Source organism: Escherichia sp. WS1450 (genome assembly GCF_046487395.1).
In the GTDB taxonomy this organism is placed as follows: Bacteria; Pseudomonadota; Gammaproteobacteria; order Enterobacterales; family Enterobacteriaceae; genus Escherichia; species Escherichia coli.
In genome coordinates, this window is record NZ_JBJQJO010000024.1 from 13,407 (window position 1) to 33,702 (window position 20,296).

Below are 20,296 nucleotides of genomic sequence, written 5' to 3' on the forward strand. Positions count from 1 at the left end.
CTAATTCGGGCGCTCACAAAGTGGGGCTAAATATTCATATAACGTTGCTGACGAAAAGGAGACATCGCCACAGGCACGTACGGGTATCACTGGCATTAACGCATTACAAATAACCATTTCATCTGCCTGCAACGCCTCCTCCAGCGAGGCTTGCACTTCGACAAGCTGATAAGAGGATTGTGCCAGTAAACGGATACAGAATTGTCGCATAATGCCGTTAACACCTGCCTGATCCAGTCGCGGCGTATAAACTACGTTGCCCTTCCGCCAGAACAAATTAGCCGCACAGCATTCCGTAACCCACCCTTCGCTGTCAAGGACCAGCGCCTCATCAGCGTTTGTCTGCTCAAGATGAGAGCGGATCAATACTTGCTCAAGCCGATTAAGATGTTTAATACCTGCAAGATGAGGATTGCGCCCCAGCCGCACCGGGCTTAGCGCCAACGTCATCCCCTCGTTACGCAAACGGTCGTAATGTGCGGGATAAACCGTAACGGAGAGAATCCGCGTTGCCGGTCCGCTGTTCAATGTGCTGTATCCTCGCCCGCCACTACCGCGACTGATCACCACTTTCAGCACACCATTTTGCTGTTCTGCTGCCAGCGTTTTCATCTCTAGTTCAAGCTGAGGCCAGAAGTCACAGGAAATCATCAACCGCTGACAAGCATCCTGTAGTCGCTGGATATGCGCCGATAACAAACTGACTTTACCGTCGATAACTCTGGCGGTGGTAAAACAACCATCACCAAACTGCGTTGCCCGATCGCTTACTGCCAGCGATTCCTGCTTATGACCGTTAATTAAGAACATACCGGCTCCTTATCAGAGAATTGTTAGTGTGGCAGCATGTTCACTACGGAACAAGTCGGAATAAAAGCTAAGAAAAAAGGCCCGCAAGCGGACCTTTTATAAGGGTGGAAAATGACAATTTAGATCTTTTTAAAGATCAAAGAACCATTAGTGCCACCGAAGCCGAAGGAGTTACACAGAGTGTATTCCATTCCGCTAACCTGACGCGCTTCGTGCGGTACGAAATCCAGATCGCAACCTTCATCCGGGTTATCCAGGTTGATGGTTGGCGGAACAGCCTGATCGCGCAGCGCCAGGATGGAGTAGATAGATTCTACTGCACCCGCCGCACCTAACAGGTGACCGGTCATAGATTTCGTGGAGCTTACCAACACACGGCTTGCAGCTTCACCGAAGATGGTTTTCACCGCCTGCGCTTCAGCTTTATCGCCAGCCGGCGTAGAAGTACCGTGCGCGTTAACGTAGCCAATCTGACTCGCTTCAATGCCTGCATCACGCAAAGCATTTGCCATTGCCAGAGCTGCGCCTGCGCCATTTTCTGGCGGTGACGTCATATGATAAGCATCGCTGCTCATACCAAAGCCGACGAGTTCAGCGTAAATTTTCGCACCGCGTTTTTTCGCGTGTTCGTACTCTTCAAGTACCAGCATACCGGCACCATCGCCCAGTACGAAACCATCACGCTCTTTATCCCACGGGCGGCTCGCCGCTTGCGGGTTATCATTGCGGGTAGATAATGCACGTGCCGCGCCAAAACCACCAACGCCCAGCGGCGTACTGGCTTTCTCTGCGCCACCTGCAACCATCACGTCAGCATCGCCATACGCGATAATACGCGCAGCATGGCCAATGTTGTGCACGCCGGAAGTACAGGCGGTCGCGATAGAGATGCTCGGGCCACGCAGGCCATACATGATAGTCAGATGACCTGCCACCATGTTCACAATCGTTGACGGAACGAAGAATGGGCTGATCTTACGTGGACCACCGTTCATCAGAGATGTGTGGTTTTCTTCGATCAGTCCGAGGCCGCCAATCCCGGAGCCAATTGCGGCACCAATGCGGGTTGCGTTCTCTTCCGTTATTTCAAGGCCAGAATCCTGCATGGCCTGAACGCCAGCGACAATTCCATATTGAATGAAGGCATCCATCTTGCGCTGTTCTTTGCGCGAGATAATGTCCTCACAGTTAAAATCCTTTACTAAGCCAGCAAATTTCGTTGCATAGGCGCTAGTATCGAAATGGTCGATTAGGCTGATGCCACTCTGACCGGCAAGCAGAGCTTTCCAGGTAGACTCTACGGTATTGCCGACAGGAGACAACATGCCCAGTCCGGTCACAACTACACGACGCTTAGACACGTTTGTCCTCCAGGGAGGGAAAAAATGATTCTAGTGGGACAAAAAGATAAAACTCAGGCGGTCGAACGACCGCCTGGAGATGTTCACTTACGCCTGGTGGCCGTTGATGTAATCAATGGCAGCCTGAACGGTGGTGATTTTCTCAGCTTCTTCGTCCGGAATCTCAGTATCAAACTCTTCTTCCAGAGCCATTACCAGCTCAACGGTGTCAAGAGAATCCGCGCCCAGGTCTTCAACGAAAGAAGCATTGTTGGTAACTTCTTCCTGCTTAACGCCCAGCTGTTCGCCGATAATTTTCTTAACGCGTTCTTCGATAGTGCTCATACTCTTAAATTTCCTATCAAAACTCGCTTTCGCGATGGTTTTCGTAGTGTATAAAATGTTGAAAAATTTGCAACTAAATCCCGGCAGGTCTTACCACGATTTTACGTTATTTTGAGGCCTTACCCCCCAATAACGCAAATCATTTTGCACTAATTATTACTCATAACCACGCAGACTGCGCGCAACATGAGCATTTTGTGCAAATCGCGGTCAGACCATGTACATCCCGCCGTTCACATGCAAAGTTTCACCCGTGATGTAAGCTGCTTCGTCGGATGCCAGGAATGCAACCGCGTTGGCGATTTCCTGTGCGCCGCCGAGGCGACCCGCAGGAACCTGCGCCAGGATACCCGCACGCTGGTCATCGCTCAGCGCACGTGTCATGTCCGTTTCAATAAAGCCCGGAGCAACAACGTTTACAGTAATACCGCGTGACGCAACTTCGCGCGCCAGTGATTTACTGAAGCCGATCAAGCCCGCTTTCGCCGCAGCGTAGTTGGCCTGACCGCCATTTCCCATGGTACCAACCACAGAACCGATAGTGATAATACGACCATGACGCTTTTTCATCATAGCGCGCATTACCGCTTTTGACAGACGGAAAACAGATGAAAGGTTGGTTTCGATAATATCGTTCCACTCTTCATCTTTCATTCGCATTAACAGGTTATCACGAGTGATACCGGCATTATTGACCAGGATATCCACTTCACCAAATTCTGCGCGAATTTTTTCCAGAACAGATTCGATAGATGCCGGGTCGGTCACATTCAACATCAGACCTTTGCCGTTGGCACCTAAATAATCACTGATCGCCTGAGCGCCATTTTCACTGGTCGCAGTGCCAATAACTTTCGCGCCACGGGCTGCGAGCGTTTCAGCAATTGCGCGGCCAATTCCGCGGCTTGCACCGGTTACCAGTGCGATTTTTCCTTCAAAACTCATGATTTTCCTCTTTTAAAGCTCGAGCGCCGCTGCCATCGCTGAAGGTTCGTTCAGCGCCGAGGCGGTCAGGGTGTCGACAATGCGTTTCGTCAGGCCAGTAAGCACTTTGCCCGGGCCGACTTCATAGAGATGTTCTACGCCTTGCGCTGCCATGTATTCAACAGACTTCGTCCACTGAACCGGGTTATACAACTGACGTACCAGTGCGTCACGGATGGCATCACCATTGGTTTCGCATTTCACATCAACGTTATTCACAACAGGAACTGTTGGTGCGTTAAAGGTGATTTTCGCTAATTCTACTGCCAGTTTGTCGGCTGCTGGTTTCATCAGCGCACAGTGAGACGGTACGCTCACTGGTAACGGCAGAGCGCGTTTTGCGCCCGCAGCTTTACAGGCAGCGCCAGCACGCTCAACTGCTTCTTTATGACCGGCAATAACCACCTGTCCCGGAGAGTTAAAGTTTACCGGAGAAACGACCTGACCTTCTGCAGCTTCTTCACACGCTTTCGCAATAGACGCATCATCCAGACCGATGATTGCCGCCATAGCGCCCGTGCCTTCCGGTACGGCTTCTTGCATGAACTTGCCGCGCATCTCAACCAGACGCACCGCATCAGCGAAATCAATCACACCAGCGCAAACCAGCGCGGAGTATTCCCCCAGGCTGTGACCGGCCATCAATGCCGGTGCTTTACCGCCCTGCTGCTGCCATACGCGGTACAGCGCAACAGATGCAGTCAACAGCGCTGGCTGGGTTTGCCAGGTTTTATTCAGTTCTTCAGCTGGCCCCTGCTGGGTCAGCGCCCACAGGTCGTAGCCCAGCGCCGCAGAAGCTTCAGCAAACGTTTCTTCGACAATTGGATAACTCGCCGCCATATCAGCCAGCATTCCAACGGTTTGAGAACCCTGTCCAGGGAACACAAATGCAAATTGCGTCATGTTTTAATCCTTATCCTAGAAACGAACCAGCGCGGAGCCCCAGGTGAATCCACCGCCAAAGGCTTCAAGCAGAACCAACTGCCCCGGCTTAATGCGCCCGTCACGTACAGCTTCATCCAGCGCGCACGGGACAGAGGCCGCAGAGGTATTACCGTGGCGATCCAGCGTCACCACGACATTGTCCATCGACATGCCGAGTTTTTTCGCCGTTGCACTGATAATACGCAGGTTAGCCTGATGCGGAACCAGCCAGTCCAGTTGAGAACGGTCAAGATTATTCGCCGCCAGCGTCTCATCAACGATGTGCGCCAGTTCTGTTACCGCAACCTTGAAGACCTCGTTGCCCGCCATCGTCAGATGAATTGAATTCTCTGGATTCACACGGTCAGCATTAGGCAGCGTCAGCAACTCACCATAGCTACCGTCGGCATGCAGATGGGTGGAGATGATTCCCGGCTCTTCAGAGGCAGCCAGCACCGCAGCGCCCGCGCCATCGCCAAAAATAATAATAGTCCCACGATCGGTTGGATCGCAGGTGCGCGCCAGTACATCGGAACCGACGACCAGAGCATACTTCACCGCCCCAGATTTCACGTATTGATCGGCTACGCTTAATGCATAGGTGAAACCTGCGCAGGCTGCTGCAACGTCAAATGCCGGGCAACCTTTAATGCCCAGCATGCTTTGAATCTGACAAGCTGCGCTCGGGAAAGCGTGCGTAGCAGAAGTCGTTGCCACAACGATCAGGCCAATCTGGTCTTTCTCAATGCCCGCCATCTCAATTGCGCGTGTCGCCGCTTCAAAGCCCATGGTTGAAACGGTTTCGTTTGGCGCGGCAATGTGGCGTTCGCGGATACCGGTACGAGTGACAATCCACTCGTCAGAGGTGTCCACCATTTTTTCCAAATCGGCGTTTGTCCGCACTTGTTCGGGCAGATAGCTGCCAGTACCAATAATCTTCGTATACATGTACGCTCAGTCACTTTTCGGTTATATACCGTCACTTGCAAACTGCGAGTTCGCTGGCAGCGTCCTGCTACCGCAGAGTTCCGCTTTTGCCACCGTCCAGCAGCTCAAAACCAGCTGGGTATACAGATTCCAGGCGAGCGGCAATTCGCTGAGGAACTTGTCGCTGCACCGCCTGCACTGCCTGTTCAATCGCGACCGCAAAAGCTCGCTGATTGGCTGCACCATGACTTTTTATCACCGTGCCGCGCAATCCTAACAGACAGGCGCCGTTATACTGGTCGGGGTTGAGGTGACTGAATCGCCTCGTCAGGCTCTTTTGTAGCCAACGCTTTAATAACAGTAGCCACCACGACCGTTTTTTCCCTTCACCCTGAGATTTCAGCAGAGAAAGAAACATCCTGACAACACCTTCCATCGTCTTTAATGTGACATTTCCTGTAAAGCCATCACAAACCAGCACATCTGTCTTGCCAGTTAACAACTCATTGGCTTCAAGATAGCCGATATAATTGATAGAAGGGATTGTTTTAAGCACCGCTGAGGCATCTCGAATACTGTCGAGACCCTTTACTTCTTCTTCACCAATATTGAGCAACGCCACGCGAGGATTGGGAATTTCCACCACCTCTTCAGCCAGGACTGAGCCCATAATGGCAAATTGCACCAACATTGTGCTGTCACAATCGACGTTGGCCCCTAAATCGAGGACCACCGTTTTGCCCTTTTGCTGATGCGGTAATACCGTCACCAGCGCCGGACGCTCAATCCCCTCCAGGGGCTTGAGTAATAATTTTGCCAGCCCCATCAGCGCCCCGGTATTACCGGCACTGACACAGGCTTGCGCTCGACCTTCTTTCACCAGCTCCAGGGCCACGCGCATTGAACTCCCACGACTGGCGCGGATAGCTTGCGAAGGCCGGGCATCACTGGCGATAACTGACTGCGCAGGAATAATCTGCAGACGCGAACGTTGTTCAAAGTCAGCTTTAGCAAGTAATGGCGTGATGGCGTCGGGATTGCCGACTAAAAGAAGAGTGAGTTGCGAATTAGAATTCAGTGCCTGCAATGCTGCAGGCACTGTCACGGAAGGGCCAAAATCCCCTCCCATGACATCTAACGCCAGGGTTAGACGTGTCAAGGTATCGTCGCCGCCCGGTTTGGTCTTTCCCCAGTTGCCTGGGGAAAATCCTCACTAAGCTTCATCACGCAGACGCGTGATTACTTAGCGATGACCTTGCGGCCGCGGTAGTAACCGTCGGCAGTGATGTGGTGACGCAGGTGTTTTTCACCAGAAGTTTTGTCTACAGACAGGCTGGTGACTGCGGTCAGCGCGTCATGGGAACGACGCATGCCACGTTTGGAACGGGTTGGTTTATTCTGTTGTACGGCCATGGACCTTACTCCTCAATTACGGTTTATCCCCGATCCAACGGGGAGCACCAATTACTTACGCTTTAAGCTGGCTAATACGGCAAATGGGTTTGGCTTTTGCGCTTCTTCAGGCAGTTCACCAAAGACCATGTCCGCTTCGGACACTTCACAGTGTTCAGAATCATGCACCGGAACTACCGGCAAGGCGAGGATGATTTCATCTTCAACCATTGCAAGCAGATCGATTTCACCGAATTCGTTAACCTCAATCGGTTCATACGCTTCCGGCAGTGCTTCAGCCTGTTCGTCTGAACGCACAGGACTAAAACAATACGTTGTGTAGACCTGATGAGTAAACGGCTTCCCGCAACGCTGACACTCGAGCGTTACCGTCACCTTCGCATCGCCGTTTAACACTGCGAGACGTTGGTTATCGATAGCGAACGACATGGAGCATTCCACATCACTGTCCACACTGACTACGGATTCGGCGACGCGCTCAACCTGATCAGGAGTATAGATACCCTGGTAATCAAGGCGTTTTTGAGCCGTACGAACCGGATCGAGAGTCAGGGGTAATTTTACCTTTTGCATAGGGCGCGCATATTAACTTTGTAACGTCATAGAGTCAAAGAAAAAGGCAGCCTGTGGTTGCCTTTTGCCAATAATTCGCACACATTGCGGGTTACTGCTTTATTTTCGTTCAGTGCTGATAACGAACATCAACCTGCAAAACGAAGCGCATAGTTTAAAATGGCTATCATCAATACGCTATATCTGATGGAAAAAAATATGCCTAAACTTATTTTAGCCTCCACCTCGCCCTGGCGTCGCGCTCTTCTGGAAAAACTGCAAATCTCTTTTGAATGTGCAGCACCAGAGGTCGACGAAACCCCACGCAGCGACGAATCACCGCGACAGTTGGTGCTTCGACTGGCACAAGAAAAAGCGCAATCTCTGGCGTCACGTTATCCGGATCATTTAATTATTGGTTCAGACCAGGTATGTGTTCTTGATGGCGAAATCACCGGTAAACCGTTAACGGAAGAAAATGCCCGTCTGCAATTACGCAAAGCCAGCGGCAATATCGTCACCTTCTATACTGGACTGGCGTTGTTTAATTCGGCGAATGGGCATCTACAAACAGAAGTGGAGCCTTTTGACGTCCATTTCCGTCACCTGAGCGAGGCGGAGATTGATAATTACGTGCGTAAAGAGCATCCCCTGCACTGCGCGGGTAGCTTTAAGAGTGAAGGATTTGGCATTACGCTGTTTGAGCGTTTAGAGGGGCGTGATCCTAACACGCTGGTTGGTTTACCGCTAATCGCGCTGTGTCAGATGTTACGTCGGGAAGGGAAAAACCCGCTGATGGGATAGTTGTTTGCGCCGGATGCGGTTACTTCGCATCCGGCAATCGGTGCTGGCGGCCTGATGCGGCGTAAACGCCTTATCAGGCCAACCGCCCATTATCAGGTTTATATGCTTGTATTAGCGCGCGTTACGCAGCTTTTGCAAACAACGCTTCAAACCTTCATCCATCGGCGCTTCGATACGCATCACCTCACCGGTCCCCGGATGAGTAAACTTCAACGCTGCAGCGTGCAGGAACAGGCGATTTAATCCCGTGCCTGCTTCAGTGAGCTGTCTGTCAAATTCACGGTCACCGTAGCGATCGTCAAAGGCAATCGGATGACCCGCATACTGTGTATGAACACGGATCTGATGAGTACGCCCTGTTACCGGGCTACAACGCACCAGGGTGGCAAAAGCATAGCGTTCTTCCACTTTAAAGCGTGTTTCCGACGGTTTGCCTTCCTGACTCACACGCACGATACGTTCGCCGCTTTGCAGAATATTTTTCAATAACGGCGCTTGAACGCTCTTCACATGCGACTGCCACTGACCGCGCACCAGCGCCAGGTAATCTTTTTGCATCCCTTTTTCACGTAATTGCTCATGCAGAGAACGCAACGCCGAGCGTTTTTTCGCTACCAGCAACACACCTGAAGTGTCCCGGTCGAGACGATGAACCAGTTCAAGGAACCGCGCTTCCGGGCGCAACGCCCGCAAACCTTCGATAACGCCGAAGCTTAAACCACTACCGCCATGTACCGCCGTACCGGAAGGTTTATTCAGCACCAGGATATGGTCATCTTCATATAAGATGACGTCCGCCAGCGCCGCCACCTTTTGCAGATGTGGCGAAACCGCCTCTTCTTCCCGTTCAGCAACGCGAACCGGTGGGATACGCACCTCATCACCCGCTTCGAGTTTATATTCAGGCTTAATACGTTTTTTGTTCACCCGCACTTCGCCTTTACGCAAAATACGGTAAATCATACTTTTTGGTACGCCTTTCAATTGGGTACGCAAAAAGTTATCGATACGTTGCCCCGCTTCGTCAGCGGTGATAGCAACAATTTTTACGGATGGAGTCTCTATTTTCATGGTGGGCGATTCTAATTAGCCAACAGGATTCGCGCCACTCATTTTTCTATGCTTATATTTAGTTTTGCACCTTATTACTTCACTACGTGATCACTTTATTGATGGTTATTAAACCAATCACCAGCAAGAAGTGAAAAAACTGTGAGTAAGCGGGTGATAAATGGTAAAAGTCATCTTGCTATAACAAGGCTTGCAGTGGAATAATGAGGCCGTTTCCGTGTCCATCCTTGTTAAAACAAGAAATTTTACGGAATAACCCATTTTGCCCGACCGATCATCCACGCAGCAATGGCGTAAGACGTATTGATCTTTCAGGCAGTTAGCGGGCTGCGGGTTGCAGTCCTTACCGGTAGATGGAAATATTTCTGGAGAGTAATACCCAGTCTGTTTCTTTGATAATTGCGCTGTTTTTCCGCATGAAAAACGGGCAACCGACACTCTGCGCCTCTTTGAGCTGACGATAACCGTGAGGTTGGCGACGCGACTAGACACGAGGCCATCGGTTCACACCCGGAAAGGCGTTACTTTGCCCGCAGCTTAGTCGTCAATGTAAGAATAATGAGTAAGTTACGATGAAAAGAATGTTAATCAACGCAACTCAGCAGGAAGAGTTGCGCGTTGCCCTTGTAGATGGGCAGCGTCTGTATGACCTGGATATCGAAAGTCCAGGGCACGAGCAGAAAAAGGCAAACATCTACAAAGGTAAAATCACCCGCATTGAACCGAGTCTGGAAGCTGCTTTTGTTGATTACGGCGCTGAACGTCACGGTTTCCTCCCACTAAAAGAAATTGCCCGCGAATATTTCCCTGCTAACTACAGTGCTCATGGTCGTCCCAACATTAAAGATGTGTTGCGTGAAGGTCAGGAAGTCATTGTTCAGATCGATAAAGAAGAGCGCGGCAACAAAGGCGCGGCATTAACCACCTTTATCAGTCTGGCGGGTAGCTATCTGGTTCTGATGCCGAACAACCCGCGCGCGGGTGGCATTTCTCGTCGTATCGAAGGCGACGACCGTACCGAATTAAAAGAAGCACTGGCAAGCCTTGAACTGCCGGAAGGCATGGGGCTTATCGTGCGCACCGCTGGCGTCGGCAAATCTGCTGAGGCGCTGCAATGGGATTTAAGCTTCCGTCTGAAACACTGGGAAGCCATCAAAAAAGCCGCTGAAAGCCGCCCAGCTCCGTTCCTGATTCATCAGGAGAGCAACGTAATCGTTCGCGCATTCCGCGATTACTTACGTCAGGACATCGGCGAAATCCTTATCGATAACCCGAAAGTGCTCGAACTGGCACGCCAGCATATCGCTGCATTAGGTCGCCCGGATTTCAGCAGCAAAATCAAACTGTACACCGGCGAGATCCCGCTGTTCAGCCACTACCAGATCGAGTCACAGATTGAGTCCGCCTTCCAGCGTGAAGTTCGTCTGCCATCCGGTGGTTCCATTGTTATCGACAGCACCGAAGCGTTAACCGCCATCGACATCAACTCCGCACGCGCGACCCGCGGCGGCGATATCGAAGAAACCGCGTTTAACACCAACCTCGAAGCTGCCGATGAGATTGCTCGTCAGCTGCGCCTGCGTGACCTCGGCGGCCTGATTGTTATCGACTTCATCGACATGACGCCAGTACGCCACCAGCGTGCGGTAGAAAACCGTCTGCGTGAAGCGGTGCGTCAGGACCGGGCGCGTATTCAAATCAGCCATATTTCTCGCTTTGGCCTGCTGGAAATGTCCCGTCAGCGTCTGAGCCCATCACTGGGTGAATCCAGCCATCACGTCTGCCCGCGCTGCTCCGGTACCGGTACCGTGCGTGACAACGAATCGTTGTCGCTCTCTATTCTGCGTCTGATCGAAGAAGAAGCGCTGAAAGAGAACACTCAGGAAGTTCACGCCATTGTTCCTGTGCCAATCGCGTCTTACCTGCTGAATGAAAAACGTTCTGCAGTGAATGCGATTGAAACTCGTCAGGACGGCGTGCGCTGTGTGATTGTGCCAAACGATCAGATGGAAACCCCGCACTACCATGTGCTGCGCGTGCGTAAAGGGGAAGAAACTCCAACCTTAAGCTACATGCTGCCGAAGCTGCATGAAGAAGCGATGGCGCTGCCGTCTGAAGAAGAGTTCGCTGAACGTAAGCGTCCTGAACAACCTGCGCTGGCAACCTTTGCCATGCCGGATGTGCCGCCAGCTCCAACCCCAGCTGAACCTGCCGCCCCTGTTGTAGCCCCAGCACCTAAAGCTGCAACGGCAACACCAGCATCTCCTGCACAACCAGGGTTGTTGAGCCGCTTCTTCGGCGCACTGAAAGCGCTATTCAGCGGTGGTGAAGAAACCAAACCGGCCGAGCAACCAGCACCGAAAGCAGAAGCGAAACCGGAACGTCAACAGGATCGTCGCAAGCCTCGTCAGAACAACCGCCGTGACCGTAATGAGCGCCGCGACACCCGTAGTGAACGTACTGAAGGCAGCGATAATCGCGAAGAAAACCGTCGTAATCGTCGCCAGGCACAGCAGCAGACTGCCGAGACGCGTGAGAGCCGTCAGCAGGCTGAGGTAACGGAAAAAGCACGTACCACCGACGAGCAGCAAGCGCCGCGTCGTGAACGTAGCCGCCGCCGTAACGATGATAAACGTCAGGCGCAACAAGAAGCGAAGGCGCTGAATGTTGAAGAGCAATCTGTTCAGGAAACCGAACAGGAAGAACGTGTACGTCCGGTTCAGCCGCGTCGTAAACAGCGTCAGCTCAATCAGAAAGTGCGTTACGAGCAAAGCGTAGCCGAAGAAGCGGTAGTCGCACCGGTGGTTGAAGAAACTGTCGCTGCCGAACCAATTGTTCAGGAAGCGCCAGCTCCACGCACAGAACTGGTGAAAGTCCCGCTGCCAGTCGTAGCGCAAGCTGCACCAGAACAGCAAGAAGAGAACAATGCCGATAACCGTGACAACGGTGGCATGCCGCGTCGTTCTCGCCGCTCGCCTCGTCACCTGCGCGTGAGTGGTCAGCGTCGTCGTCGCTATCGTGACGAGCGTTATCCAACCCAATCGCCAATGCCGTTGACCGTAGCGTGCGCATCTCCGGAACTGGCCTCTGGCAAAGTCTGGATCCGCTATCCAATTGTACGTCCGCAAGATGTACAGGTTGAAGAGCAGCGCGAACAGGAAGAAGTACAAGTGCAGCCGATGGTGACTGAGGTCCCTGTCGCCGCCGCTGTCGAACCTGTTGTTAGCGCACCGGTTGTTGAAGAAGTGGCTGAAGTTGTAGAAGCCCCCGTTCAGGTTGCCGAACCGCAACCGGAAGTGGTTGAAACGACGCATCCTGAAGTGATTGCCGCCGCGGTAACTGAACAGCCGCAGGTGATTACCGAGTCTGATGTTGCCATAGCCCAGGAAGTTGCAGAACACGCAGAACCGGTGGTTGAACCGCAGGAAGAGACGGCAGATATTGAAGAAGTTGCCGAAACTGCTGAGGTTGTGGTTGCTGAACCTGAAGTTGTTGCTCAACCTGCCGCGCCAGTCGTCGCCGAAGTCGCAGCAGAAGTTGAAACGGTAGCCGCGGTTAAACCTGAGGTCACCGTTGAGCATAACCACGCTACCGCGCCAATGACGCGCGCTCCGGCACCGGAATATGTTCCGGAGGCACCGCGTCACAGTGACTGGCAGCGCCCTACTTTTGCCTTCGAAGGTAAAGGTGCTGCAGGTGGTCATACGGCAACGCATCATGCCTCTGCCGCTCCTGCGCGTCCGCAACCTGTTGAGTAATAATTAGCTCAAGTAATCAAGCCCTGGTAACTGCCAGGGCTTTTTTATTTCAGGGTAGCATCTTTGTTGTAATGACATTAGCGTTACATGCGCTGTATAATTATCATCCATGCAAAGCCGAAGGATATATTTATGCCAGCAGCCAATAACATTCCAACCAGGCGCGAATCTTTAAATTTGCGCATAAAACCCGCAGAACGCGATCTTATTGACCGGGCCGCTAAAGCCCGAGGAAAAAATCGCACCGAATTTGTCCTTGAGGCCGCCAGAGCCGCAGCTGAAGAGGCGCTCATTGAGCAGAGAATTTTCAGGATCGATTCTGATGATTACCAGCTATTTTTGAATCGTCTGGATCAGCCCCCCGCGCCCAATGCTGCATTACGCAAAACCATGCAAACACCCGCGCCGTGGGAGCAAAAAAAATGATTCAGGCCCCCGAGCCACTCATGGCAAGGCATCAATTCACCTCTTTTTGCTCGGGAGTAGAAACGATGGATAACTGGCTAAAGCAGAGAGCCCTAAAAAATCAGCTTGCCGGCGCATCACGTACATTTGTTAGCTGTGATACGTATAGCAACGTTTTGGCATATTATTCGCTTGCTTCCAGCGCCGTTGAAACGTATGTCGCGACAGGACGATTTCGCCGAAATATGCCAGAACCGATCCCTGTTGTAGTACTTGGTCGTCTGGCAATAGATAAATCATTACAGGGTCAGGGCATCGGTCGTGCGATGGTCAGAGATGCCGGTCTACGAGTACTACAGGCGGCTGAAGTCATTGGTATTCGCGGAATGTTGGTCCATGCGTTATCAGACCAGGCCCGTGAGTTTTATCTGCGAGTGGGGTTTGAACCATCGCCTGTCGATTCTATGATACTGATGGCAACATTGGCTGATTTGCAGGAATGTCTTAAATAGTTCGTTATGTCTCATGCAAAAAAATGCCCGCCCCGGCGATCCCAGAGCAGGCAGAGAAAACATACCCAGTTTCATGATATGTTTTAAAGCGAGCTTATTTGTTGAGCTGGAACAGCGACAATCCCTGCATATCGGTAAATGCTTTATACGATGCCTGCAATGCCGTTTGCTGCATGATGTAAGATGAAATAGTTGCATTCCAGTCCACATCAACCAGATCGCTCATCTGCTGCGTTTGCCCTAAAGCGCGATCGCTACCTAATGAATCCAGCGACTCCAGTTCGTTCAGCTGCGTGCCTAATTCCGCGCGAACAGTCAGCACATTGTTCAGCGAGTTTTTCAGTCCGCGGTTGGTTTTATCCAGTGCCGCAGCGGCGGTTTCTTTATGCGCTTCGCTATCCGCGACCGGCGTTTTTAGGGCTGCGATGGCGCTATCCAGCATGGCAAAAAGATTGGTTTCAGAAGCGCTACCGTCTGGTTCCGCTACCGCGTTGCTGGTAATACTGTCGAAAATTTTGTCACCCGTGTGCCCTATCACCATCGAACGCGAAGCATCGACCTGTTGTTTAATACTTTCTGCTCCGCCTTCGTATTTGCCATCCGCCTCACTAAACGGCGCAGTTTCTGTTTTATAACCGGCAAAAATGTAGCGCCCGTTACCGTCAGTGGTGTTCGCCAGATTCAGCAACTGGTCACGAAGCCCCTGAATATCCGTAGCCAGCGAGGCACGGTCATCGTCACTCAAGGTGCCATTGCTGGCGTAGACAATTTTTTCCTGAGCATTCTGGATAGCGGTGGTGACCTGGCTAAGTACACTCTCTTCCAGTGACACTTTTTGAGTGGCGAAAGTACGCGCCAGCGTGTACTGGCTGTTTTGCGCCTGTGCCTGGGAGAGAACAACAGCTTGTGATGCAGCAATGGGATCATCTGAAGGGTTAACGACTCGCTTACCCGTCGACATCTGTTCGCCGTACTTCATCCATTCTGCCTGAGAATTGGTGATGCCGCGCATGTTTTGCTGGTACATCATCTGGGTACTGAAACGCATTTTATCTCCCCTTAGCGAATGTTAATCAGCGCATCAAAAATCGCGTTTGCCGTCTGCAGAACCTGCGCATTCGCGAGGTAATACTGCTGAAAACGTTGCAGATTTCCGTACTCCTCATCGAGATTGACACCGGAAATCGACTGCTGCTGATTGGAAAGCTGCGTCACCACATTACCTTGAGTGGTGCTACTGGTTTTCAACGTCGCGGTTTTATTACCGATATCACTCACTAACGAGGCATAAGCGTCGTTAAAGGATTTCGCACCGCCCACCGTTTTACTGTTGCTTTGCAGATCGAGCAGGGCCTGACCGTTGCGGTTGTCGCTATCACCCGCATCTTCTGCGCTCGCCATGGCGATTTTCGCTTCGTCGGTGATTAATACATCCATGTTGACGATGGCGTCACTTACCGGTTTCAGCGTGAAGCTGTCGTTAACGGCAGGCGTTCCTGTAAACGTCAACTCCAGACCATCAAATGCCACTTTACCGTTGGCATCCGGCGTCACCGTAAAAGTGGTATTGCTGGCAAGGCGGGTGACCTGCCACTGATTATTATCGAACGAGATTTTGTAATCTGTCGCCAGTACCGCGGAGGCATCAGTTACCGTTGCACCGATCGCAACGTCACCTTTGTTTTTCGTGTTTTGCAGAACCGCGGGCTTACCGATAGCAAAGAAATCTTCACCGGCATCGCCGTTAGCATCAAATCCGGCTTTGTGTTGGGTGTTGAAAGCCTCGGCAAATGCCAGCGCCAGTTGTCCAAGCGTATTACGCGTCTGGTCAAGATCCTGAGAACGGAATGTCAGAATGCCGCCCAGCGACCCGGTATTCAGTAATTTCTCCGGGATCTCAATATTGCCTGCCGTCCCATAAACATAAGCGACAGTCGTACGAGAAGGGTCGGCGCTGGAAGGAACTGCCGCAAGTTGCCGCGCCGTACTTCCCTGAACCAGTGAGTAGCCATTGGCCATCGTGATGTTATAAGTGCCACCATCCTGAACGCTGACTTCTACGCCAACAATCTGGTTTAATTCGCTCACCAGTTGATCGCGTTGATCCAGCAGATTGTTAGGTGATGCCCCTGCCCCCACGCCTGTCAGGCGGGAGATTTGATCGTTCAGGCTGGCGATTTGTTTAGCGTAATTGTTGATCTGATCAACACTGGCACCTATCGCGATATTGACCTGTTTGTCCTGGTCGCGCAGATATTGATCGGTGGTTTTAAACTGATTCACCAACCCTTCTGATTTCCCAATCAGCGCCTGGCGCGCTGCCGGATCTTCCGCGTTACTCACCAGCGTTTGCAGGCTGGTGAAGAAATCCTGCATCTGTGTTGCCAGCGAAGAGGTACTGGTGGAGAGCATATTGTCGATTTTCGACATCTGCTCATAGCGGGCAGTCAGGCCGCTACTTTGCGTCTGCGCCGCACGTAACTGGTTGGTAATAAACGCATCATACTCACGCTGCACACCAGAAACGTAGACGCCATTGCCAACCCAGCCGCCAGCGCCCAACGTGCTATTGGCCTGCGCCATAATAGTGGTTTGGCGGGTATATCCGGCAACGTTATAGCTGGAGATATTATTACTTGCCGTATTTAACGCCGCCTGGGCCGCGTTCAGTCCGCTCATGGCGTTATTGATCAAGCTGGACATGGAGGTTCCTTATAAGCCTTCAATTACAGAGTATTATCGGCAGCGACCCGCCGGACTTGAGTTATTCAGAACAGATTATCAATGTTCATGCTGTAGGTTTTGCTCACCTTGTCGCTTATCGATTTCATCTGCTGAATCATGTTGGTGAGTTTGCGGGCATAGTGAGGATCGGTGGCATAGCCCGCGTCCTGTAGGGCCTGCGCCCCCTGCTCCGCACTCGCGGCGGTCGTCACGGCGGCGTAGCGCGGGTTACGCGTTAACAGCCCAACGTAATCCGACAATGCTTCCAGATACGAGCTGTAGACCCGAAACTTCGCTTTTACTTTCTTCGCTTCGCCATTTTCATATTCAGTCGTGGTGATTTCAGTGAATGGCCCTTTCCAGTTGCCAGAGGCTTTGACGCCAAACAGGTTATAGCTCGGCTCGCCGTTTTCACGGCGGATTTGCCGTTGTCCCCAGCCAGATTCCAGCGCCGCCTGAGCGAGGATCAAATGATGTGGCACACCGCTTTGCTGGCTTGCCAGTTGGGCGGGCAACGAGAGTTGCGCGAGGAATGCTTTACTGTCACCCGGCAGCGAATCATCGTAGTTACGTGGTACGGCCTTTTGCACCAGCTGCGAAAGCGTCTGATTTTGATAACGCACCACGGTTTCGAGCGGGAATTTCATCGGTGCTGCTGGCGTGGACTCCTCTGGCAATGGTTGTTCTGGCGTCATCTGTTTAACCATCATCTCTGCCAGCCCCAGACCTTTGCCCGCCGTCATCTGTTGGGCAATCTGCTGGTCATACATACTGGTATACAGGCGAGTGTGCTCGCTGCTGAACAGGCCATCTTTTGGTAAAGCGTCGCGCATGCTTTTCAACATCATCTGCACGAACATCCCTTCCACCTGGCGGGCCACCGGACGGATATTTGCCGCCGGATCTTCGCCCGCTTTCGCCTTAAGTTCGTTGAGCGATTGTGCATCCCAGGCCGCACTTGCCAGTAGTTTGCTGTCGCTGATCATCAGATGATTTCCAGTTTTGCCCGCAGACATCCCGCACTTTGCATTGATTGCAGTATGGACATCAGATCCATCGGCGTAGCGCCCAGCGCATTGAGCGCACGCACCACGTTATTAAGGCTGGCGCTGGAACGTACGCTTTGCAGCGAACCGCCGCTCTGGCGTAAATCGATCTGCGTTTGTGGAGTAACCACAGTCTGCCCACCACCAAACGGTGTATCTGGCTGGCTGACATTGGCCTGGCGATTAACTGTTACTGAAAGATTTCCCTGCGCTACCGCGCAGCTGTCGAGGGTCACTTCGCGATTCATCACCACCGAACCGGTGCGCGAGTTAATCACTACTTTAGCGTCCTGCGGGGTAACATTAACCTGCATATTCTGGATATCGGCAAGGAAACGGACCTGGGAACTGTTGCCACTCGGTACGCGCACCTGAATAGTCCGCGCATCTAACGCGGTGGCGCTGCCATATCCACGCACGCGGTTGATGGTGTCAGCGATTTGCTGCGCCATACTGAAATCTTCGTCGTTAAGTTGCAAATTAAGGGTATTCCCGACGCCAAACTGGCTGGGCAATTCACGTTCAATAACCGCACCATTGGTGATCCGTCCACCGTTCAGTTGGTTCACCTGAACACTGCTACCGCCAGCGGAGGCCCCTGCGCCGCCAACCAGAATATTGCCCTGCGCCAGCGCATACACCTGACTGTCAACGCCCTTAAGCGGTGTCATCAACAACGTACCTCCACGCAAGCTTTTGGCATTACCCATGGAAGAAACCACCACATCGATGGTTTGCCCCTGACGTCCAAACGGTGGAAGTGACGCTGTCACCATAACCGCAGCGACGTTTTTTAGCTGCATATTAGTGCCCGTCGGAACGGTAATTCCCAGCTGTGAGAGCATGTTATTAAGCGTTTGTGTGGTAAACGGCGTCTGAGTTGTCTGGTCACCTGTACCATCAAGCCCCACCACCAGGCCATAGCCAATCAGTGAGTTTTGCCTTACCCCCTGAACACTGGTGAGATCGCGAATACGCTCAGCCTGAGCTGCCGTGGTAACCAGTAAAAGAATTAATGCAGAGAGAAATTTAATCACCACAGCCTCACTTACATTGGTGACAGGTTGAGGAAGAAACGCTGCAACCAGCCCATATTTTGCGCTTCGTTAATGTAGCCATTGCCTACGTATTCAATGCGCGCATCCGCCACCTGAGTAGACGGTACGGTATTGCTGCCGCTGATAGTGCGTGGATTAACTACACCAGAGAAGCGAATAAATTCGGTACCCTGATTAATGGCGATCTGTTTTTCACCCACCACATGCAGGTTGCCGTTGACCAGTACCTGGTCAACCGTCACCGTCAACGTGCCGCTAAAGGTATTGCTGGCATTGGCCCCGCCTTTTCCGTTGAACGTGTTACCACCGGAGGCTTCGACATCGGCACGAGCGTTACCAAACAGCCCCTGCAAATAGCGCGGCACAGTATCAAAGCCAAAATTAGTTTTACCGTCACGGCTGGCATTCGCAGAGGAGCTTTTGCTGGCGCTGACGTTCTCCTGCAACACGATGGTCAGCGTATCGCCAATATTGCGTGGTCGACGATCTTCAAACAGCGGTTGATAGCCATAGTTAATCGGCTGAGCAGACTGGAAAATAGAACCGTTGGCGACGGGCGTCGGACCGGGAACCGGTTGTGCACTGGTCGCCCCCTGTACCAGCGGCGTGGAGGGTATCCAGGCGCAGCCGGTTAGTGAAAGCACCAACAAGCTGGAAATGGCATAAGTATGCGCAGCGTTTTTTTGCATGGCTATCATCTTCAAAAATCAGTAAACCGGTGAATCTGCCACCGGTTATGCCTTAGAGTTGCGTCAGTTTTTGCAGCATCTGATCGGTGGTGGATACCGCTTTACTGTTGATTTCGTAAGCGCGTTGCACCTGAATCATATTGACCAGTTCTTCCGCCACGTTGACGTTAGACGTTTCGACATACCCTTGATACAGCAGTCCCGCGCCGTTCAGGCCCGGCGTGCTTTCGTTCGGTGCACCGGAGGATTGCGTTTCGGTGTAGAGGTTTTCGCCAATACTCTCCAGTCCGGTATCATTCATAAAGGTGGTGAGATTGAGCTGCCCAACCTGAACCGGAGCTGCCTGGCCTTGTTGTGTTACGCTGACCACGCCATCACGACCGATGGTGATACTTAGCGCATTCGCCGGTATGGTGATCGCTGGCTGCACCTGAAAACCACCAGCCGTCACCAGCTGCCCGTTCTGATCCACCTGGAAAGAGCCGTCACGGGTATAGGCTGATGAGCCATCTGGCAACATTACCTGGAAAAAGCCCTGCCCTTTAATCGCGACATCTTTGCTGTTATTGGTTTGCGACAGGTTGCCCTGGCTGTGTAAGCGTTCAGTGGCGACCGGGCGCACCCCCGTGCCGATTTGTAACCCGGAAGGTAAGGTCGTTTGTTCGGAAGACTGAGCACCGGGCTGGCGAATGGTTTGATAAAGCAGATCTTCAAATACCGCGCGCTGACGCTTAAAACCGTTGGTACTGACGTTTGCCAGGTTGTTGGCAATGACGTCCATATTGGTTTGCTGGGCATCCAGGCCCGTTTTGGCGATCCATAATGAACTGATCATAAAATGTCCTGTAGTGGATTGCTGACAAGCAGAGCAGAAGCACGCGGCGGTGCGCATTTCCCCTCACCCTAACCTCTCCCAAAATGGGCGAGAGAATAG

Annotated in this window: 20 protein-coding genes; 4 read left to right on the plus strand and 16 right to left on the minus strand. The window is 52.2% G+C overall.

What is annotated here, in order from left to right:
* The 9 genes from pabC to yceD all read right to left on the minus strand — a co-directional run bounded on the left by pabC (position 1) and on the right by yceD (position 7,316).
* Positions 1 to 810, minus strand: a complete 810-nt coding sequence (gene pabC, locus ACJHYR_RS21780) for an aminodeoxychorismate lyase (RefSeq protein WP_000478678.1) — start codon at positions 808 to 810, stop codon at positions 1 to 3.
* Between the two features lie 119 nt (positions 811 to 929).
* The gene (fabF, locus tag ACJHYR_RS21785) at positions 930 to 2,171 is read right to left on the minus strand and encodes a beta-ketoacyl-ACP synthase II (protein ID WP_000044679.1); all 1,242 of its coding nucleotides are present in this window, start codon (positions 2,169 to 2,171) and stop codon (positions 930 to 932) included.
* An 87-nt stretch (positions 2,172 to 2,258) separates the two neighbouring features.
* Positions 2,259 to 2,495 (minus strand): acyl carrier protein, encoded by a 237-nt coding sequence (gene acpP / locus ACJHYR_RS21790; protein WP_000103754.1) that lies wholly within the window; start codon positions 2,493 to 2,495, stop codon positions 2,259 to 2,261.
* Positions 2,496 to 2,705: 210 nt separating this feature from the next.
* Positions 2,706 to 3,440, minus strand: a complete 735-nt coding sequence (gene fabG, locus ACJHYR_RS21795) for a 3-oxoacyl-ACP reductase FabG (RefSeq protein ID WP_000007233.1) — start codon at positions 3,438 to 3,440, stop codon at positions 2,706 to 2,708.
* A 12-nt stretch (positions 3,441 to 3,452) separates the two neighbouring features.
* Positions 3,453 to 4,382, minus strand: coding sequence for an ACP S-malonyltransferase (fabD, locus tag ACJHYR_RS21800; RefSeq protein ID WP_000191364.1), 930 nt, complete (start codon positions 4,380 to 4,382; stop codon positions 3,453 to 3,455).
* A 15-nt stretch (positions 4,383 to 4,397) separates the two neighbouring features.
* The gene (gene fabH, locus ACJHYR_RS21805) at positions 4,398 to 5,351 is read right to left on the minus strand and encodes a beta-ketoacyl-ACP synthase III (protein ID WP_000288132.1); all 954 of its coding nucleotides are present in this window, start codon (positions 5,349 to 5,351) and stop codon (positions 4,398 to 4,400) included.
* 67 nt (positions 5,352 to 5,418) lie between these two features.
* Positions 5,419 to 6,489 (minus strand): phosphate acyltransferase PlsX, encoded by a 1,071-nt coding sequence (plsX, locus tag ACJHYR_RS21810; RefSeq protein WP_000197578.1) that lies wholly within the window; start codon positions 6,487 to 6,489, stop codon positions 5,419 to 5,421.
* Positions 6,490 to 6,569: 80 nt separating this feature from the next.
* A complete protein-coding gene (gene rpmF, locus ACJHYR_RS21815; RefSeq protein ID WP_000290727.1) occupies positions 6,570 to 6,743 on the minus strand; it encodes a 50S ribosomal protein L32 in 174 nt (57 codons plus the stop codon).
* 51 nt (positions 6,744 to 6,794) lie between these two features.
* Positions 6,795 to 7,316, minus strand: a complete 522-nt coding sequence (gene yceD, locus ACJHYR_RS21820; RefSeq protein ID WP_001174481.1) for a 23S rRNA accumulation protein YceD — start codon at positions 7,314 to 7,316, stop codon at positions 6,795 to 6,797.
* A gap of 198 nt (positions 7,317 to 7,514) precedes the next feature.
* Here yceD and yceF point away from each other — a divergent pair, with 198 nt between their 5' ends.
* The gene (yceF, locus tag ACJHYR_RS21825) at positions 7,515 to 8,099 is read left to right on the plus strand and encodes a 7-methyl-GTP pyrophosphatase (protein WP_001125202.1); all 585 of its coding nucleotides are present in this window, start codon (positions 7,515 to 7,517) and stop codon (positions 8,097 to 8,099) included.
* Between the two features lie 111 nt (positions 8,100 to 8,210).
* Here the strand turns inward: yceF and rluC are convergent, their stop codons facing one another.
* The gene (gene rluC, locus ACJHYR_RS21830) at positions 8,211 to 9,170 is read right to left on the minus strand and encodes a 23S rRNA pseudouridine(955/2504/2580) synthase RluC (protein WP_001586906.1); all 960 of its coding nucleotides are present in this window, start codon (positions 9,168 to 9,170) and stop codon (positions 8,211 to 8,213) included.
* Positions 9,171 to 9,742: 572 nt separating this feature from the next.
* On the opposite strand from rluC, the gene rne reads away from it, so the two are divergent.
* The 3 genes from rne to ACJHYR_RS21845 all read left to right on the plus strand — a co-directional run bounded on the left by rne (position 9,743) and on the right by ACJHYR_RS21845 (position 13,845).
* Positions 9,743 to 12,928, plus strand: a complete 3,186-nt coding sequence (gene rne / locus ACJHYR_RS21835) for a ribonuclease E (RefSeq protein WP_001522867.1) — start codon at positions 9,743 to 9,745, stop codon at positions 12,926 to 12,928.
* Between the two features lie 132 nt (positions 12,929 to 13,060).
* Entirely contained in the window at positions 13,061 to 13,354 is a 294-nt protein-coding gene (locus ACJHYR_RS21840) for a DUF1778 domain-containing protein (RefSeq protein ID WP_001110447.1), read from the plus strand.
* Positions 13,351 to 13,845, plus strand: a complete 495-nt coding sequence (locus ACJHYR_RS21845; RefSeq protein WP_000613626.1) for a GNAT family N-acetyltransferase — start codon at positions 13,351 to 13,353, stop codon at positions 13,843 to 13,845. Before ACJHYR_RS21840 ends, ACJHYR_RS21845 begins: the two co-directional genes overlap by 4 nt.
* 94 nt (positions 13,846 to 13,939) lie before the next feature.
* On the opposite strand, the gene flgL is transcribed toward ACJHYR_RS21845, so the two are convergent.
* The 6 genes from flgL to flgG form a co-directional block, all read right to left on the minus strand.
* Positions 13,940 to 14,893, minus strand: a complete 954-nt coding sequence (gene flgL, locus ACJHYR_RS21850) for a flagellar hook-associated protein FlgL (RefSeq protein WP_001586905.1) — start codon at positions 14,891 to 14,893, stop codon at positions 13,940 to 13,942.
* An 11-nt stretch (positions 14,894 to 14,904) separates the two neighbouring features.
* The gene (gene flgK, locus ACJHYR_RS21855; RefSeq protein ID WP_072837565.1) at positions 14,905 to 16,548 is read right to left on the minus strand and encodes a flagellar hook-associated protein FlgK; all 1,644 of its coding nucleotides are present in this window, start codon (positions 16,546 to 16,548) and stop codon (positions 14,905 to 14,907) included.
* A 65-nt stretch (positions 16,549 to 16,613) separates the two neighbouring features.
* Complete coding sequence (flgJ, locus tag ACJHYR_RS21860) at positions 16,614 to 17,555, minus strand: flagellar assembly peptidoglycan hydrolase FlgJ (RefSeq protein ID WP_001586904.1); 942 nt, start codon at positions 17,553 to 17,555, stop codon at positions 16,614 to 16,616.
* Entirely contained in the window at positions 17,555 to 18,652 is a 1,098-nt protein-coding gene (gene flgI, locus ACJHYR_RS21865; protein WP_000589326.1) for a flagellar basal body P-ring protein FlgI, read from the minus strand. Before flgI ends, flgJ begins: the two co-directional genes overlap by 1 nt.
* A gap of 11 nt (positions 18,653 to 18,663) precedes the next feature.
* Entirely contained in the window at positions 18,664 to 19,362 is a 699-nt protein-coding gene (gene flgH, locus ACJHYR_RS21870; RefSeq protein ID WP_001295442.1) for a flagellar basal body L-ring protein FlgH, read from the minus strand.
* Positions 19,363 to 19,414: 52 nt separating this feature from the next.
* Positions 19,415 to 20,197 (minus strand): flagellar basal-body rod protein FlgG, encoded by a 783-nt coding sequence (gene flgG, locus ACJHYR_RS21875; protein ID WP_000625837.1) that lies wholly within the window; start codon positions 20,195 to 20,197, stop codon positions 19,415 to 19,417.
* Positions 20,198 to 20,296: the final 99 nt, after the last annotated feature.

What these genes read in the sequence shown, in the direction of transcription:
- flgH (WP_001295442.1), bottom strand. Translation starts at nt 19,362, where the DNA reads ATGCAAAAAAACGCTGCGCATACTTATGCCATTTCCAGCTTGTTGGTG.
- ACJHYR_RS21845 (WP_000613626.1), top strand. Translation starts at nt 13,351, where the DNA reads ATGATTCAGGCCCCCGAGCCACTCATGGCAAGGCATCAATTCACCTCT.
- pabC (WP_000478678.1), bottom strand. Translation starts at nt 810, where the DNA reads ATGTTCTTAATTAACGGTCATAAGCAGGAATCGCTGGCAGTAAGCGAT.
- ACJHYR_RS21840 (WP_001110447.1), top strand. Translation starts at nt 13,061, where the DNA reads ATGCCAGCAGCCAATAACATTCCAACCAGGCGCGAATCTTTAAATTTG.
- fabG (WP_000007233.1), bottom strand. Translation starts at nt 3,440, where the DNA reads ATGAGTTTTGAAGGAAAAATCGCACTGGTAACCGGTGCAAGCCGCGGA.
- yceD (WP_001174481.1), bottom strand. Translation starts at nt 7,316, where the DNA reads ATGCAAAAGGTAAAATTACCCCTGACTCTCGATCCGGTTCGTACGGCT.
- fabH (WP_000288132.1), bottom strand. Translation starts at nt 5,351, where the DNA reads ATGTATACGAAGATTATTGGTACTGGCAGCTATCTGCCCGAACAAGTG.
- rluC (WP_001586906.1), bottom strand. Translation starts at nt 9,170, where the DNA reads ATGAAAATAGAGACTCCATCCGTAAAAATTGTTGCTATCACCGCTGAC.
- flgK (WP_072837565.1), bottom strand. Translation starts at nt 16,548, where the DNA reads ATGTCCAGCTTGATCAATAACGCCATGAGCGGACTGAACGCGGCCCAG.
- yceF (WP_001125202.1), top strand. Translation starts at nt 7,515, where the DNA reads ATGCCTAAACTTATTTTAGCCTCCACCTCGCCCTGGCGTCGCGCTCTT.
- fabD (WP_000191364.1), bottom strand. Translation starts at nt 4,382, where the DNA reads ATGACGCAATTTGCATTTGTGTTCCCTGGACAGGGTTCTCAAACCGTT.
- acpP (WP_000103754.1), bottom strand. Translation starts at nt 2,495, where the DNA reads ATGAGCACTATCGAAGAACGCGTTAAGAAAATTATCGGCGAACAGCTG.
- flgL (WP_001586905.1), bottom strand. Translation starts at nt 14,893, where the DNA reads ATGCGTTTCAGTACCCAGATGATGTACCAGCAAAACATGCGCGGCATC.
- rne (WP_001522867.1), top strand. Translation starts at nt 9,743, where the DNA reads ATGAAAAGAATGTTAATCAACGCAACTCAGCAGGAAGAGTTGCGCGTT.
- rpmF (WP_000290727.1), bottom strand. Translation starts at nt 6,743, where the DNA reads ATGGCCGTACAACAGAATAAACCAACCCGTTCCAAACGTGGCATGCGT.
- flgG (WP_000625837.1), bottom strand. Translation starts at nt 20,197, where the DNA reads ATGATCAGTTCATTATGGATCGCCAAAACGGGCCTGGATGCCCAGCAA.
- flgJ (WP_001586904.1), bottom strand. Translation starts at nt 17,555, where the DNA reads ATGATCAGCGACAGCAAACTACTGGCAAGTGCGGCCTGGGATGCACAA.